General features: G+C 63.2%; 11 protein-coding genes. 8 read left to right on the top strand and 3 right to left on the bottom strand.

The genetic code is table 11. The annotated features are described in order from the left end of the window. Window positions 1-543: 543 nt before the first annotated feature. The 6 genes from RS897_RS05150 (at window position 544) to RS897_RS05125 (ending at window position 8,151) form a co-directional block, all read left to right on the top strand. Window positions 544-2,037 (top strand): FAD-linked oxidase C-terminal domain-containing protein, encoded by a 1,494-nt coding sequence (locus RS897_RS05150; RefSeq protein WP_315835515.1) that lies wholly within the window; start codon window positions 544-546, stop codon window positions 2,035-2,037. A gap of 14 nt (window positions 2,038-2,051) precedes the next feature. Continuing rightward, window positions 2,052-3,287, top strand: a complete 1,236-nt coding sequence (locus tag RS897_RS05145) for an FAD-binding protein (protein WP_315835514.1) — start codon at window positions 2,052-2,054, stop codon at window positions 3,285-3,287. Continuing rightward, on the top strand, window positions 3,284-4,600 hold the full coding sequence (gene glcF / locus RS897_RS05140) for a glycolate oxidase subunit GlcF (protein WP_315835513.1): 1,317 nt from the start codon (window positions 3,284-3,286) through the stop codon (window positions 4,598-4,600). Before RS897_RS05145 ends, glcF begins: the two co-directional genes overlap by 4 nt. A 178-nt stretch (window positions 4,601-4,778) precedes the next feature. Further along, the gene (locus RS897_RS05135; RefSeq protein ID WP_315835512.1) at window positions 4,779-5,138 is read left to right on the top strand and encodes a hypothetical protein; all 360 of its coding nucleotides are present in this window, start codon (window positions 4,779-4,781) and stop codon (window positions 5,136-5,138) included. 507 nt (window positions 5,139-5,645) lie between these two features. Continuing rightward, the gene (locus RS897_RS05130) at window positions 5,646-6,608 is read left to right on the top strand and encodes a TorF family putative porin (protein ID WP_315835511.1); all 963 of its coding nucleotides are present in this window, start codon (window positions 5,646-5,648) and stop codon (window positions 6,606-6,608) included. 205 nt (window positions 6,609-6,813) lie between these two features. Next, window positions 6,814-8,151, top strand: coding sequence for a chloride channel protein (locus RS897_RS05125; RefSeq protein WP_315835510.1), 1,338 nt, complete (start codon window positions 6,814-6,816; stop codon window positions 8,149-8,151). Window positions 8,152-8,296: 145 nt separating this feature from the next. Here RS897_RS05125 and RS897_RS05120 read toward each other — a convergent pair whose 3' ends face one another. After that, entirely contained in the window at window positions 8,297-10,039 is a 1,743-nt protein-coding gene (locus RS897_RS05120) for an ABC transporter ATP-binding protein/permease (protein WP_315835509.1), read from the bottom strand. 295 nt (window positions 10,040-10,334) lie between these two features. Between RS897_RS05120 and RS897_RS05115 the strand changes: the two genes are divergently transcribed. After that, window positions 10,335-11,999 carry an L-lactate permease gene (locus tag RS897_RS05115; RefSeq protein ID WP_315835508.1) on the top strand — a complete coding sequence of 555 codons (1,665 nt, stop codon included), beginning with the start codon at window positions 10,335-10,337 and terminating at the stop codon, window positions 11,997-11,999. 158 nt (window positions 12,000-12,157) lie between these two features. Next, the gene (locus RS897_RS05110) at window positions 12,158-12,574 is read left to right on the top strand and encodes an META domain-containing protein (RefSeq protein ID WP_315835507.1); all 417 of its coding nucleotides are present in this window, start codon (window positions 12,158-12,160) and stop codon (window positions 12,572-12,574) included. A 3-nt stretch (window positions 12,575-12,577) separates the two neighbouring features. On the opposite strand, the gene RS897_RS05105 is transcribed toward RS897_RS05110, so the two are convergent. Beyond that, a complete protein-coding gene (locus RS897_RS05105) occupies window positions 12,578-14,077 on the bottom strand; it encodes a phytoene desaturase family protein (protein ID WP_315835506.1) in 1,500 nt (499 codons plus the stop codon). After that, window positions 14,068-15,273, bottom strand: a complete 1,206-nt coding sequence (locus tag RS897_RS05100; RefSeq protein WP_315835505.1) for a hypothetical protein — start codon at window positions 15,271-15,273, stop codon at window positions 14,068-14,070. The genes RS897_RS05105 and RS897_RS05100 overlap by 10 nt, the downstream gene beginning before the upstream one ends. Between the last annotated feature and the right edge of the window lie 33 nt (window positions 15,274-15,306).

The following is a 15,306-nucleotide window of genomic DNA, read 5'->3' as shown; positions in this document are numbered from 1 at the left end:
ACCGACGCGGACAGAACCTGAGCTTTCATTCCAGATGTCACTTCTTGTCTCCCAAACTCTTTGTCGTTGCCGCTGAAGTCTGCCATCCCGGTGCCGCTCCACACAAGCGGGATGCGGCCCGTTGCGCGGTGATCTATTCAAATTGCTGCGGACGTGCTTGATTCGGCATCAACTTCTAGTGTGCTGAACGCGAAGTTCGTGCGACTGTGCCGCAGACGCTTTCACGAACTTCGCATTCATAAAGCACACTAGAATCATATATTTGCTAGTGTCCTTATCGCTTCGCAAGTTCGTATGGAGCTCGCTGAAAACGTAACGAACTTGCGAAGCGGGACACTCGTGTGTTCCGATTCTCATAGTCGTATCTGTTCGCTGCGACCGCTGTCCGAATATGAGATGTGCGAGCGTGAGACCCCGCGAGATCGTAGTATCATGATGTTTCGAGTGCCCCGAATTCGAAGCTTGCAGCAGCCGTTCGCATCACCTCTGAGCGAACATCCAATTCGATCGGGTCACTAGAAAAAAGCGACGCGGAGAGGTCTTATGTCGATCAAAATGCCTGAGCCAGACCAGGCGGTGCTGGGCCGGCGAGCCGCCATTGTGGCGGACCTGCGCAAGATCGTCCCCGGTGAAGGCGTGATCGACAGCGCGGCCGAGATGCTGCCTTACGAGTCCGATGGGGTCACGGCCTATCGGCAGACGCCGATGGTGGTGGTGCTGCCCGATACGACCGAGCAGGTGTCGGCGGTGCTGCGCTATTGTCACGACAACGCGATCAAGGTGGTGCCGCGCGGCTCGGGGACCTCGCTGTCCGGTGGTGCGCTGCCGCTTGCGGACGGCGTGCTGCTCGGGCTCGGCAAGTTCAAGCGCATCCGCGAGATCGATTTCGACAACCGCGCCGTGGTGACCGAGCCGGGCGTGACCAATCTCGCCATCAGCCAGGCCGTCGCCCATGCCGGGTTCTATTATGCGCCCGATCCCTCCTCGCAGATTGCCTGCAGCATTGGCGGCAATGTCGCCGAGAATTCCGGCGGCGTGCACTGCCTGAAATACGGCATGACCACCAACAACATCCTCGGCTGCGAGATCGTGCTGATGACCGGGGAGGTGCTGCGGATCGGCGGCAAGGCCGCGGAGACCTCCGGCTACGACCTGATGGGCATCATCACCGGCTCCGAGGGACTGCTCGGGGTCATCACCGAGATCACCGTGCGCATCCTACAGAAGCCGGAAACGGCCCGGGCGCTGATGGTCGGCTTCAACAGCGTGGAGGAGGCCGGCGAGTGCGTGGCCCGGATCATCGGCGCCGGCATCATTCCCGGCGGCATGGAGATGATGGACAAGCCGGCGATCCATGCGGCCGAAGCCTTCGTGCATGCGGGCTATCCGCTCGATGTCGAGGCGCTCCTGATCATCGAACTCGATGGTCCGGGCGTGGAGGTCGATGAGCTGATCCTGCGGGTCGAGGCCATCGCCAAGGGCTGCGGCCAGGCCACCCTGCAGATATCCACCTCGGAACAGGAACGGCTGCTGTTCTGGGCCGGCCGCAAGGCGGCGTTCCCCGCGGTCGGACGGATTTCGCCGGACTATCTCTGCATGGACGGCACCATTCCCCGCGGCAAGCTGCCGGAGGTGCTGACCCGGATTCGTGGCTTCTCGGAAAAATACGGGCTGGCCGTCGCCAATGTGTTCCATGCCGGCGACGGCAACCTGCATCCGCTGATTCTGTACGATGCCAACAAGCCCGGCGAAATGGACAAGGCGGAGGCCTTCGGCGCGGACATCCTGCGCACCTGTGTCGAACTCGGTGGGGTGCTGACCGGCGAGCATGGTGTCGGGGTCGAGAAACGCGACCTGATGCCGGACATGTTCAGCGAGGTCGACCTCGCCCAGCAGCAGCGGCTGAAATGCGCCTTTGACGCGAAGGGGCTGCTCAATCCGGGCAAGGTGTTCCCGGTCCTGCATCGCTGCGCGGAGCTCGGGCGCGTCCATGTCCATGGCGGCAAGCTCGCCTTTCCCGACCTGCCCCGGTTCTGAGAGCGGACAGCCCAGTGGATATTCTCAAGGTGCGCGATGCGGGGGATGTCGAGCAGGCCGTGCGCGGGGCGCTGGACGCCGAACAGCCGCTCGAGATCGTGGGGCATGGCACCAAGCGCACGGTGGGCCTGCCGATGGCGACCAACGCCGTGCTCGACTTGTCGGCGCTGAATGCCGTGACCGGCTATGAGCCGAGCGAACTGATCCTCACGGTCGAGGCCGGCGCGCCGGTCGCCGACGTCAAGTCGCTGATCGATTCGAAGAATCAGGAATTCGCCTTTGAGCCGATGAACACCGCGGCGCTGCTGGGCACCTCCGAAGGTGCCGGCACGATCGGCGGCATGATCGCGGCCGGGCTCGCCGGCCCGCGCCGGATCAAGTCCGGCGGGGCACGGGATCACCTGTTGGGCGCGACGGCGGTGTCGGGGTTTGGCGACACCTTCAAGGCCGGTGGCAAGGTGGTGAAGAACGTGACCGGCTATGACCTCTGCAAGCTGATCGCCGGGTCCTGGGGAACGCTGGCGGTGATGACCGAGGTCACGATCAAGGTGATGCCAAAGGCGGAAAGCGAGACCACGCTGGTGCTGCGCGGCCTGGATGATGCTGCGGCGAACCGCGCGATGACCGCGGCCCTGGGGTCGCCGTTCGATGTCTCGGGCGCCGCCCATGTGCCCACATCGGTCCTGCGCGGCAGCGGCCACGACCTCGCCGACCTCGATGTGACTGGACAAGGGATCACGCTGCTGCGGCTGGAAGGCATCAAGGCGTCGGTGGCTCATCGCGCGCGCTCACTCGCCGACAGGCTCGCAGCGTTCGGCACGGCCGATGCCGTCGACGATGCCGCATCCCAGCCGCTCTGGGCCGCGCTGCGGGACGTCGTGCCGTTCGCGGCCGCAGGCCCGCTGGGGGCCTGGCCGGTGTGGCGAATCGTGTGTCCGCCGGCGGCGGGAGGTGCCTTCGGGCAGGCGCTGGCGCGCGAGACCGGCGGCGACGTGATCTACGACTGGGGTGGCGGACTGATCTGGGCGGCGTTGCCGCCGGCGACCGATGCCCATGCGGGCCTGCTGCGCCAGCGGCTGACGCCGATCGGAGGTCACGCCAACCTGGTCCGCGCGCTCGAAACCGTACGCAATGCGGTGGACGTGTTCCATCCACATGATGCAGGCCTCGCGGCGCTGAGCCGTCGCGTCAAGCAGAGCTTCGACCCCAAGGCTATTTTCAACCGCAACCGGATGACCAGGGACGCATGAGAACCGAATTTTCGCTGGCTCAGCTCGCCGACCCGGACATCGCCGAAGCCGATAAGATCTTGCGCGCCTGCGTGCACTGCGGGTTCTGCACCGCCACCTGTCCGACCTATGTGCTGCTCGGCGACGAGCTCGATAGCCCGCGCGGCCGCATCTATCTGATCAAGGAGATGCTGGAAAAGAACCAGCGCCCGACCAGGGATGTCGTCAAACACATCGACCGCTGCCTGTCGTGTCTGGCCTGCATGACCACCTGCCCGTCAGGGGTGAACTACATGCACCTCGTCGATCAGGCGCGGGTGAAGGTGGAGCAGGACTATGCGCGCCCGCTGACCGAGCGGCTGCTGCGTGCCGTGCTCGCATTCGTGTTGCCGCGTCCCCGCGTGTTCCGTGCCGGCATGCTGCTGGCGCGGTTGGGCAAACCTCTCGCGGCGCTTTTGCCAAATGTCCAAAAAGATTCGGCAAATCCGAATTTAATTAATCGAATCAATGCGATGATGAGCTTGGCGCCGGGGCGATTGCCGCCTCCGGGCCCGCGTGGCGGGACCGTGTTTCCGGCGCAAGGCGAGCGGCGTGGCCGCGTCGCGTTGCTGCAGGGATGTGCCCAGCAAGTGCTGTCGCCGGGCATCAATGCAGCGGCCGTTCGTTTGTTGACCCGCCAGGGCATCGAGGTGGTGCTGGTGGCGGATGAGCAATGCTGCGGTTCGTTGACGCATCATATGGGGCGTGACGACGATGCGCTGCGGCGCGCGCGGCACAACGTCGATGTCTGGATCGCGGAGACCGATCGGTCGGGTCTCGATGCCATCCTCGTCACGACGTCGGGGTGCGGCACCACCATCAAGGACTATGGCTACATGCTGCGCGAGGACAAAGCCTATGCCGCGAAGGCCGCGCGCATATCGAAGGTCGCCCGCGATATCACCGAGTATATCGGCAGTCTCGATGTCGCGTGGCCGCAGCAGAAAAATGATCTCGTCGTCGCCTATCACTCAGCATGTTCGTTGCAGCACGGACAGAAAATCGCGCAGCTTCCAAAAGAATTGCTTTCCAAGAGTGGATTCGTGGTGAAAGATGTGCCCGAGAGTCATCTGTGTTGCGGCTCGGCAGGAACGTACAACATTCTGCAGCCCGGCATTGCGAGACGATTGCGCGAACGCAAGGTCGCCAACATCGCAACAGTGAAGCCGGACGTGATCGCCGCCGGCAACATCGGGTGCATGGTGCAGATTGCCGGAGGCACGTCGGTTCCAGTGGTGCACACCATCGAACTGCTCGACTGGGCGACCGGGGGACCTCGTCCGAGCCTGAACTGATCAGCGCCAGCGATCGATCATGGTGTTCGGCGCGCGATGCCGGTCATGAGGTTTGGTGGGGCAGGGGCTCCATCATGAAAGCCAGGCCGGCATCGGCACCCGCCGGAGGTGAAGCGTTCTGATCTTGAATATCTGTTTTGAAGTTTCTGTTTTTGACGGCGGCAACAGGAGGACTACGATGGCGAAGGCGAAGAAGAAAAAGGCGAAGAAGGCGAAAAGACTCGTGAAGAAGGCGGCGAAGAAAGCCGCCAAGAAGTCGACCAAGAAGGCCGCGAAGAAGTCGGCCAAGAAATCAGCCAAGAAGGCTCCGAAGAAAGCCGCGAAGAAGGCAGCCAAGAAAGCTGCGCCCGCCAAGAAGAGCGCAAAGAAAGCCGCGCCGAAGAAGGCCGCCAAGAAGGCTGCTGCCAAACGCGCTCCGAAGCCCGCTCCGGCACCGGCTCCGGCCCCCGAGGCGGATGAAGGCCTGACCCCGGTTCAATCGGGCGGGTGGGGCGCTCCGGCTGCTGAGCACAGCGCGGACGGCGGCGACCACAGTTAGGCTTGGCCGCGGCAGGCGCCGCCACGCGCAGGCTTGCGCGGGCAGCGTGCTGTCGGACAGAGCGCGTCGCAACGGATGACGGGACGGAATTCAAGGGCCGCAGCGTGAACGCTGCGGCCCTTGGCTTGTGAAGCTGTGTGCGGGCGTTGCCGTCCGGAATCGTCGAGCCCCCGAATCAGGGGCTGAAGGCCAAACCTGGGTTAGAGCGTTAGCTCCGTTTCGATTCGATCGGAATGGAAATGGGTCTGGCCCGTAATCTCGGCTTTTGCGCCGCATCGCAAAATTTTCCGGACAAAACCTGTGTTGTGAATGCAACAGTCACCAACAACCGACTTCGAAAGGGCCAAAACGCCTAAAAAGTCGGCAGATGCATGCGATTTTTGCTTCACGATTCCGCCAGATTCCCGCGATGGTAGCGACGGAAAGAGTTTCCAGCAGTCGCTTAGTTCCTTGCCCTTCGTGGCGCTCGGCAATGAGGCTGAAGTATCAACGATGATGGGGATCGTCATGAAAAAAGTGGTTTTGTCAGTCGCATTGCTCGCGCTGGGATTTGGAACGGCTTCCGCAGCTGATCTTCCCGCCAAGATGTACACCAAGGCGCCGCCGCCGGTGGTCGTCTCGCCCTGGGACATCGCGTTCGGTGCGTCGATCACCAACAATTACCTGTTCCGTGGCGTATCGCAGTCGAACCGCAATCCGTCGGTGACCGCCTATTTCGAGCCGCGTTACAACATCAACCCGAACCTGCAGCTGTACGCCGGTACGTCGTTCTCGAGCATCTCGTTCGCCAACCGCGCCTCCGCTGAAGTGGACATCTACGGCGGTATCCGCCCGACCTTCGGCGCGTTCGCCTTCGACTTCGGTGTCTGGGGCTACCTGTATCCGGGCGGGCAGTGCATCGACGCGGTCCAGGGCGGCGGCGTTCTCTGCGCCCCCGGCGCGAACGCCCTCGTCAACGGCAACGTCATGAAGAAGGACGTCAGCTACTACGAGGCCTATGCCAAGGTCACCTACACCATCAACGACTACTTCGCCATCGGCGGCAACGCGTTCTATTCGCCGAACTTCCTGAACTTCGGCACCGACGGCACCTACGCTTCGGTCACCGCCAAGGCGACTGCGCCGGGCACCTGGTTCGGCTCTTCGGGCGTCGGCGCCTACCTGTCGGGTGAGTTCGGCCGCCAGTGGCTGGGCACCACCGATGCGTTCTACGGCAACATCCGCCTCGCGGACTACAACACCTGGAACGTCGGCATCGGCTTCACCTACAAGGTGTTCACCCTGGACCTGCGCTACTCGGACACCGACATGACCAAGGGTGATTGCAACGCTCTGACTAGCGACTTCCGCGCCACCTTCGACGGCAGCTTCCAGCCGAACAACGCCACCGGCGTCGGCTCCAAGTGGTGCGGTTCGACCTTCGTCGCCAAGCTCTCGGCTGACCTGACGGCGGCGAGCAACCTGAAGTAAGTCCTCCTCCACGGACCAACATGGGCGGCAGAGCAATCTGCCGCCCTTTTGTTTTGCCGTGACCGTTGACCGGGACAATGATTTTGGACCGCTGGAAAGTCGGGCTGGTTCAATAGCTTGATCATAATCCGAGATCTCGTGAGTTGCCGCCGCATGCCGCGCATTTTACGGGCCTTCACGCCCGCCAATTGCTAGACCCGTTTGCATGAGTTTCAGCCGCCACGCCGCTCATTGGGGTGTTCGTTCCAGGATCGCGTTGAAGCGCTGGATGCGCCGGACTTTGTTCCTGTTCGGCGGCATCGCCGTCGGCCTTGCGGCCATCCTGATGGCCTTCCTCGCCGACTATGCCCAGGCCGCGTTCGGTCGCGTGTTGAGCCTTTCGCCCTATCTGGCTCTGCTCGTCACCCCGTTGGGGTTCGGTCTTGCGCTGTGGCTGGCCGTCAGGGTGTTCCCCAACTCGCAGGGCAGCGGCATCCCGCAGGTGATTGCAGCCTTGCGATTGCCGGACCAGGAGGCCAGGGCGCCGCTGGTGTCGTTGCGCGTGGCGCTGGGCAAGATCATTGTGATGACGGTCGGCCTGCTGTGCGGTGCCTCAACCGGCCGTGAGGGGCCGACGGTGCAGGTCGGCGGCTCGATCATGTTCGCGATCGGCCGGTGGGCGCCATTCCGGCAACCCGGATTTCTGCTGGCGGGTGCGGCCGCTGGCGTAGCTGCCGCCTTCAACACGCCGCTCGCCGGCATCGTGTTCGGAATCGAGGAAATGAGTCGCTCGTTCGAGATGCGGACCAGCGGCCTGATCATTGGCGCGGTGATCGCCGCCGGTCTGACCTCGCTCGCGGTTGTCGGGGACTACAACTATTTCGGATCGACCGCCGCGGTGCTGCCGCTCGGCGGCGCCTGGATCGTGGTGCCGGTGTGCGCCGTGCTCTGCGGCCTGGCGGGCGGCCTGTTCAGCCGGATCCTGATCCTGTTCGCCCGGGGACTTCCCGGTGTGGTCGGGGCCTGGATCAAGCAGCATCCGGTGGTCTTTGCCATGCTGTGCGGGCTCGGGGTGGCGCTATGCGGGTTGGCCAGCCACGACCATGTCTATGGCACCGGCTACGAGCAGGCGCGCGCCATCATCCATGCCACCAGTTCCGTCGATCATGCCTTCGGCCCCTGGAAACTCGCGGCCACGCTGCTGTCGGCGATCAGCGGCATCCCCGGTGGCATCTTCGCGCCGTCGCTCGCCATCGGCGCGGGCCTCGCGTCGGATCTGAGCCTGGTCTTTACCCATGTGCCGATCGGCGCGCTGGTGCTGATCGGCATGGTGTCCTATCTGACCGGGGTGGTGCAGGCGCCGATCACCTCGTTCGTCATCACCTCCGAGATGACCAACGACCACGCGATGGTGATCCCGCTGATGGCGGCAGCGTTGATCGCCAATGCGGCGTCGAAGATGGTTGTGCCCGAAGGGCTCTATCATGCGCTGGCGAAATCGTTCCTCAAAACCCACGCGGACCGGGAACCGCGCGAGAAGCCGATCCCCGGTCTGACATTGTAGGTCTTGGACGTTTTTCGCCTTGGAGCATTTTCCAGCGAAGTGGACACCGGTTTGCGCGAAGAAAACGCGTCAAAACAAGAATCTAGAGCGTTTTCGAGCGAAGTGGATACCGGTTCGCGTGAAGAAAACGCGTCAAAACAAGAATCTAGAGCTTCGCCTCCCCGCCGCTGTCCTGCAACACGAACGTGTCCCCGGTCTTGATCAGGCCGACCTTGCGCTGATGGAAGGCATCGAGCGTGGCGCGATGGCCGATTGAGACAATGGTGGTGGCGGGAAGCTGATCTTGCAGCAACCGATAGAGCGCGGCTTCCGACGGCTCGTCCAGCGAGGCGGTGGCCTCATCCAGGAACAGATAGTCCGGCGCTTCGAGCAGAGCCCGGGCGACGCCGAGCCGTTGCTGTTCGCCAAGCGACAGCATCCGGTTCCAGTGGGCTTCCTCGCCAAGCCGCGAGGCCAGCGCCGGAAGTCCCACCTGCGTCAGCACGGTCCGGAGCCGGTCGGCCGGATAGCTGTCGCTTCGTGATGGATAGGCGATCGCCGCCTGCAGCGTATCGACCGGGAAATAGGGGCGTTGCGGCAGCATCATCATCTTCGCGCCGGCGGGAATCGAAATCGTCCCCTTGCCGAACGGCCAGATGCCGGCGATCGCACGGAACAGTGTCGACTTGCCGGCGCCCGACGGGCCGGTCACCAGCACCCGCTCGCTCGGGCGCACCCGGAAACCGTTCACCGAAACCAGCGGCCGATCATGCGGCAGCGCGACCGTCAGTTTGTCGAGATGGATATCGCGACCGCTATCGGTCACGACATGAAGGCCGTCTGGCTGGGACGCAAGACCCTTGGCTTCGGCCACGGTGTGGCTGAAGCCGTCCAGTCGCTGGATCACCGCCTGCCACTCCGCCAGTGATCGATAGGCGCTGATGAAAAACGACAGCGCGCCCTGGACGCTGCCAAAAGCGGAGGCGGCCTGCATCATGCCGCCGAGTTGGGTCTTGTTGGCAAAATAGGCGGGCGCCACCAGGACGTACGGGAAGATCACCGCCGCCTGCCCGTAGCTGGCGGTGAAGGCCGTGATCTTCTTGGTGCGGCTCATGATGCCGAGCCAGTTGTCGACGACGGCGCCGAACCGTTTGAGCAGGCGTTCGCGCTCCACAGGCTCGCCCTTCAGCAGCGCGATCTGCTCGGCATTTTCGCGCACCCGGACCAGATTGAAGCGGAAGTCCGCCTCGAATTGCTGCTGGCGGAAGTCCAGTCCCACAAGGGGGCGACCGATGAGGTGGGTGAGCCAGGTTCCCAGCACCGAATAAAGCAGCGCGGCCCATACCAGATAGCCGGGAATCGACACCTCACTCCCGAACAGATGCAGCGGTGCGGCCATGGAGAGACCCCACAGGATCACCACGAACGAGACCAGGGTGACCACCGCGTTCAGCACACCGAGGCCGATATTGAGGGTGCGATCGACGAACAGTTTGACGTCGTCGGTCATGCGCTGGTCCGGGTTGTCGGCGGCATCGCCCTGCAGCTGCATCCGGTAGTGATTGGCGTTGGCGAGCCAATCGCCGAGATAGTTTTCCGTCATCCATTTGCGCCAGCGGATCTGCAGCCACTGGTTGAGGTAGAGCTGATACACCGCGATGGCGATGAAGATGGTCACGACCACGCTGAAATAGATCAGCTCGCTGACGAAGTTGTCCCAGTTGTGCTCCTGCAGGGCGTTGTAAAAGCGGTTGCGCCACTGGTTCAGCAGCACATCGATGGCCACGGTCCCCAGTTCGATCAGCACCACCGCGGCGAGCAGGGCCCGGCCGGCCCATTTGTCCTCGGAGCGAAAGTACGGGGCGGCGATCCGCCAGATGGTCGTGAGCGTCGAGCCGATGCTATTCACAGATTGATATCTCCGGGGGATGGGCCACAAAGCCATGAAATAACAGTAGAATTTACCGCCATGCGACTAAAGTCGCAGGACATGGGGTGTGCGACATCTTGTCCAGACCTTCGTTAAGACCCTAGCATGGGGCCGACGGCTGGGGAGCGAGACATCAACCAACAAAGACGGGCTCCATACAGGCATGACCAGGTGGTTGGCCGGTGCCCATCTGCACTGATTTCCGCATCACCCCAAAATCGTTTCGACCAGCCACGCCGGTCGGGCGAATCAAAAATGCGTGGGGAGAAAAACGATGTGGAATCAAATTTATAATCCGCTCGGAAATTCGGCTCTGTCGACTATCGCCGCCGCGATTCCCGTGGTCACGCTGTTGGTCTTGATCGCGACCAACAAGGTCAAAGCCCATATTGCGGCGATTATCGCGCTGATCGTCGCCAATCTTGTGGCGATCTTCATTTTCACGATGCCGGCCGGACTGTCGATCCGCGCCACCATTCTCGGCGCCGTCTCCGGTTTCTTCCCGATTGGCTGGATCGTGTTGAACGTCATCTTCATGTACCAGCTGACGCTGTCTACCGGCCGGTTTGAATTGCTCAAGCGTGCGGTCGGCGGCGTCACGGTCGACCGGCGGCTGCAGCTGTTGCTGATCGCGTTCTCGTTCGGCGCGTTTTTCGAAGGAGCGTCCGGATTCGGCACGCCGGTGGCGATCACCGGTGCGATCCTGATCGGGCTCGGCTTCTCGCCGCTCGCGGCGTCCGGCCTGTCGCTGATCGCCAACACCGCGCCCGTCGCTTACGGTGCGCTCGGCACCCCGATTCAGGGGCTGGCGACGGTGACCGGCCTCGATCCCTATATTCTCGGTGCGATGGTCGGGCGGCAGCTGCCGGTCTTTTCGCTGATCGTGCCGTTCTGGGTGGTGTGGGCGTTCGCCGGATGGAAAGGCATGAAGGAGGTCTGGCCAGCGATTCTGGTGACCGGTGTGTCGTTCGCCGTTCCGCAGTTCCTGATTTCGAACTACATCAATCCCTGGATCGTCGACATCGGCGCCTCGCTGATCTCGATGGCCTGTCTGATCGGCTTCCTCAGGATTTGGCAACCCAAGACCTTGTGGCTGTCGCCGGCCCTGCGCACACGGGACGACTCCGCCGCATCCGCGCCGCCCGCCAAGGCGATGGACAAGACGCCGTTGACCCAGGCCGAACTCTGGTCGGCGTTGCTGCCATGGATCATCCTTTGCGCTATCCTGCTGATCTGGGGCACCGGCTGGTTCAAGGCCGCAGTGAATCCGATCTTCAGCTGGAACTATGACGTTCCGGATCTCGATAAGATCATCATGAAGGTCGCGCCTGTCGTTCCCAAGCCGACGCCTGAGCGAGCCCAGTTCCTGTTCCAGTATCTGTCGTTTACCGGATCGGGCATGCTGATTGCGGCCATCATCTCCGGCTTCATCATGGGAATCTCGCCGGGCAAGATGGTCGGCATCTACGGCCGCACGCTCAAACTGTGCTGCTATTCGCTGATCACGATCTCGGCGATGCTGGCGATCGGCACGCTGACCCGGCTGTCGGGTCTCGATGCCACGCTCGGTCTCGCCTTCGCCGCTACCGGCGTGCTGTATCCTTTCTTCGGCACGCTGCTTGGCTGGTTGGGTGTCGCGCTGACCGGATCGGACACCGCGTCGAACATCCTGTTTGGCAACCTGCAGAAGATCACCTCGGAGCAACTGGGGCTGTCACCGATCCTGATGGGGGCGGCGAACTCCTCGGGTGGCGTCATGGGCAAGATGATCGACGCGCAGTCGATCGTCGTGGCCTCGACGGCGACCAACTGGTTCGGTCACGAAGGCACCATCCTGCGCTTCGTGTTCTGGCATTCGATCGCATTGGCCTGCCTGGTCGGCCTTTTCGTGATGCTGCAGGCCTATGTGTATCCATTCACGGAGATGGTGCTGAAGTAGGTCCGCATCGATTCTCCCAGGATGATCCCCGCGGCTTGTGTCGCGGGGATTTCCTTATGTGGAGCGCTCTGCTTCCGGAAAGGGCGTGTCGCTAAAACGACGCAGTTTCTTGGCTAAAGCGGAGCGCCAATGCGGATACGAACCGGTGAGATATTGTCATGACCTTTTCCAGACGATCTTTTTCGGCACTTGCTGCATGTATCTCGATCTCGATTGGTGTTCTCGTCGCTGCGCCGCGTGCGCAGGCCCAGGACTTTCCGTTCGGGCAGGAGATGACCCTCGACGTCAGGCCGTTGCCCGGCTCGAAACGCGTGCCCTCGCTTGAAATCGGTGATCGCGGCGAAACCCGCATCGAGCTGTGGTGCAAGGGCGGCCGTGGCCAGTTTTCGGTGGCGGGCGAGACCATCGTGTTCGTGCCGGGTGCGATGGAAGAACGCGCATGTCCGCCGGACAAGGCGCAACTGGACGATGCGCTGATCGCGACGCTCAGCGAGGCGACCAATTGGAAGCGGCAGGGCGATTATATCTCGTTCATCGGCGCCAGGACGTTGCGCTTTCATCTCAATTCGAACTGAGCGTCATCCTTCGCTCAGGATGAGATCCGCACAGTCCGCGGCCCCCTGGATCACGCCGGTGTAGCCGCCGGCGTTTGCATAGGCCGAGGACAGATAGAGCCCGGTGATCGGTGTGCGCGGTGAACGCACCGGTGTATCGGCTGCCGGTGGCATCGGCGCGAAGCCGTAGACCGCCCCCTCGGACGCGCCCAGATACTGCCGCACCGACAGCGCGGTGTTGAACGATGTCGCGGTCACAGCTCCCGCAAGACCGGGAAAATGACTGTCGAGATAGTGGATGATGGCGTCCTGCCAGCGCGCACGCTTGGCGCGATAGACCTCGTAGTCGGCTGCATCCCAGTTCGACAGCCGGTCCGGCCCGATGATCGACAGCACATGGGGCGGCGCGGGCACACCGGAGTCGATCGCCGCATAGTCCACGATCGCCAGCGGCGGCATCCGCTCCGTCGGTTCATCGGCCAGCAGCGCTGCGGCCTGTGCGTAATCCGCCAGGCGCGTCATCCAGGGGGGCAGCAGTTGGGTGGAGTAACTGCTCACGCCAAAGCTGCGTGGCGGTTGCGACAGTCCCAGCGTCAGCGCGAACAGCGAGATCGACAGCGGTTGCTTCGCATAGTGATCGCGCAGCCGCGTCGCGTGGTCCTGCGGCAGCAGGGCCGCCGTCATCTCCGGCGCCGCATTGCTGACAACGCGCGAGGCCGCGACCGTCTGCGGGCCGCTGCCGTCCTTTGCGGTGTGGCTGACGAGATAACCGCCGTCCGGTCCGGGAGCGAGGGCGAGGGCCGTCACATTCCGGCGCAGCGCCACTTCACCACCGGCCGTCCGGATCGCACGCGCCAGCGCGCTCGATAGCCGTTGCGAGCCGCCATGGACGAAGCAGGCGCCGTTGAGGAGATACTGGCCCTGGGCCTGCGCAAAGAAGGCCCACGATAACGTCGCCGGATCGTCGTGATAGTAGCAGAGGTTGGCAGCCAGGGCGCATTTGACCGCTTCGTTGTCGCCGAACGCGCGATCAAGTTTCTGCTGCAGGGTGTCGCGATCGCCGCTGTCCTGGCTGCGCACGGTTGACGCTGCGGCCAGTTCCAGCTCTTTAAGGATTTGGTCGATGCTATCGCGGGCTTCCGGAAAACGACGATGCAGCGCCTCGCGCGCGCCGTCGAAACTGTCGGGCAGCGTCAGCGGTGTTGCAATCGGTCCGCCGCGCACCTCGTAGAACGCGCCGGTTGGTGTCCATGTCACGGCGTCGCGCACGCCGGCGCGTGTCAGCACCTCATGTTTGGGATCGCGGGGATCGCGCGGATTGCCGGTCTCGTGCAGCGAGCCTTCGACGAACAGGTCGCCGACCTTGTAGCTCGATGCGGCGCCGCCGACCGAATTGCTGCGCTCGATGACCAGGACCTTGCGTCCCGCGCGTGCGAGAATCGCCGCCGCCGTCAGTCCGCCAAGGCCGGCGCCGACGACGACCACATCATAACGCGATGGCAAGCGGGATGGCGCTATTTCCAAGAGGTGTTTTCCGCATCCCAGCGCTGGGCCTTCAGCTCGCGCGCAATCGCCGTGACCGTGTCGCCCTCATCAACCGGCACGCTTTCCTCTCCGCCGGTGTCCGACGCGTCAGAAAGTTTCAGCTTGGCGCCGGAGCTTTCATCGGTGGTGGTGATCGAGGGAAAGCCGATCCAGAGCAGCAGCTTGTCGCTGGCGCCCGGCTTGTCGCTTGTGGCCATTGCGCTGAATTCGATGGTCTGCGTCAGCCCGAGGCTGGGCAGCGCGGCGTGGGGGCGCTTGAAGGTGAGCTTGATCTCACCGGTGCTGTCGTTCCACGTCGGAGCAAGCGCCTTGGCCGACAGGGCCTTGGCCATCACGGCGGAAATCGTTGCCGTCAACTTGTCCCGGTTGACCTTGCTGCCGTCGCGCCAGTCGGCGGCGGCGAAGCGGACCGTGCGATCCATGTCGAGCTTGCCGCTGGTCCAGCCGCTGGCGATGACGCCGGCGTGCGATTTCATCTTGGCGACAAAGTCGGTGGCCCGCTCCGGATCGATGTTGATGTGGATCACCTGCTCGCCCTTGCGCAGCTCGCTGCAGGACGGCAGCAGGCTGGTCAGCGAAATCTCCAGGTTCTGGCCGCGCAGGCTGTTGACGAAGTCTGCAATGCCGTCCGGCTTCACGCGCACCGCCACGGCTTCCGGCGAGGCCGAGGTGAAGTCCGCAGGCGCCGCGCTGATTTCGTCGTCGGCTTCCTGGCCTTCCTTGAATTCCTTTTCGCTGATGTCGGTGTTGTCGGCCGATGAGATATTGGACGTGCCGGGACCGATGGTGACCTTGCCGTCGAAACTGACGCCGTTCCCGGACGACTTGCGCAGCAGATTGACCGTCACCGGCTGTTTGCCGTCCATGCTTTGCGTGGTGCCGGTCAGCTTCTGGCCGTCCACCGTCAGCGTTGCGACAAAACGATCCTTGCGGTCGGGATTGCCGATCGCCGGATAACAGACGTCGAGCACGGCGCCGGTGACTTTGCCCGCCGCGCGGGTCTCTTTCAGGATGCTGTCGGCCTGGTCGTCCATGATGCCGCCGATCGAGGTGAAGTAGCGGACTTCATTGGCCGGCGGGGCCGCCTTGGTATCCTTCTTGGCCTGGGCATAAGCCTGCGACGCACCGAATGCGGTGGCAAGGATCAGCAGAGAGTGAAGGCCCGTCACGCGCATGTCATGCCTCAGGGGATTCGCTTTTTAGCGGGG

Origin of the sequence: Bradyrhizobium prioriisuperbiae (assembly GCF_032397745.1) — a bacterium.
GTDB classification, from domain to species: domain Bacteria; phylum Pseudomonadota; class Alphaproteobacteria; order Rhizobiales; family Xanthobacteraceae; genus Bradyrhizobium_A; species Bradyrhizobium_A prioriisuperbiae.
This window is presented reverse-complemented; position numbering and strand designations above follow the sequence as displayed.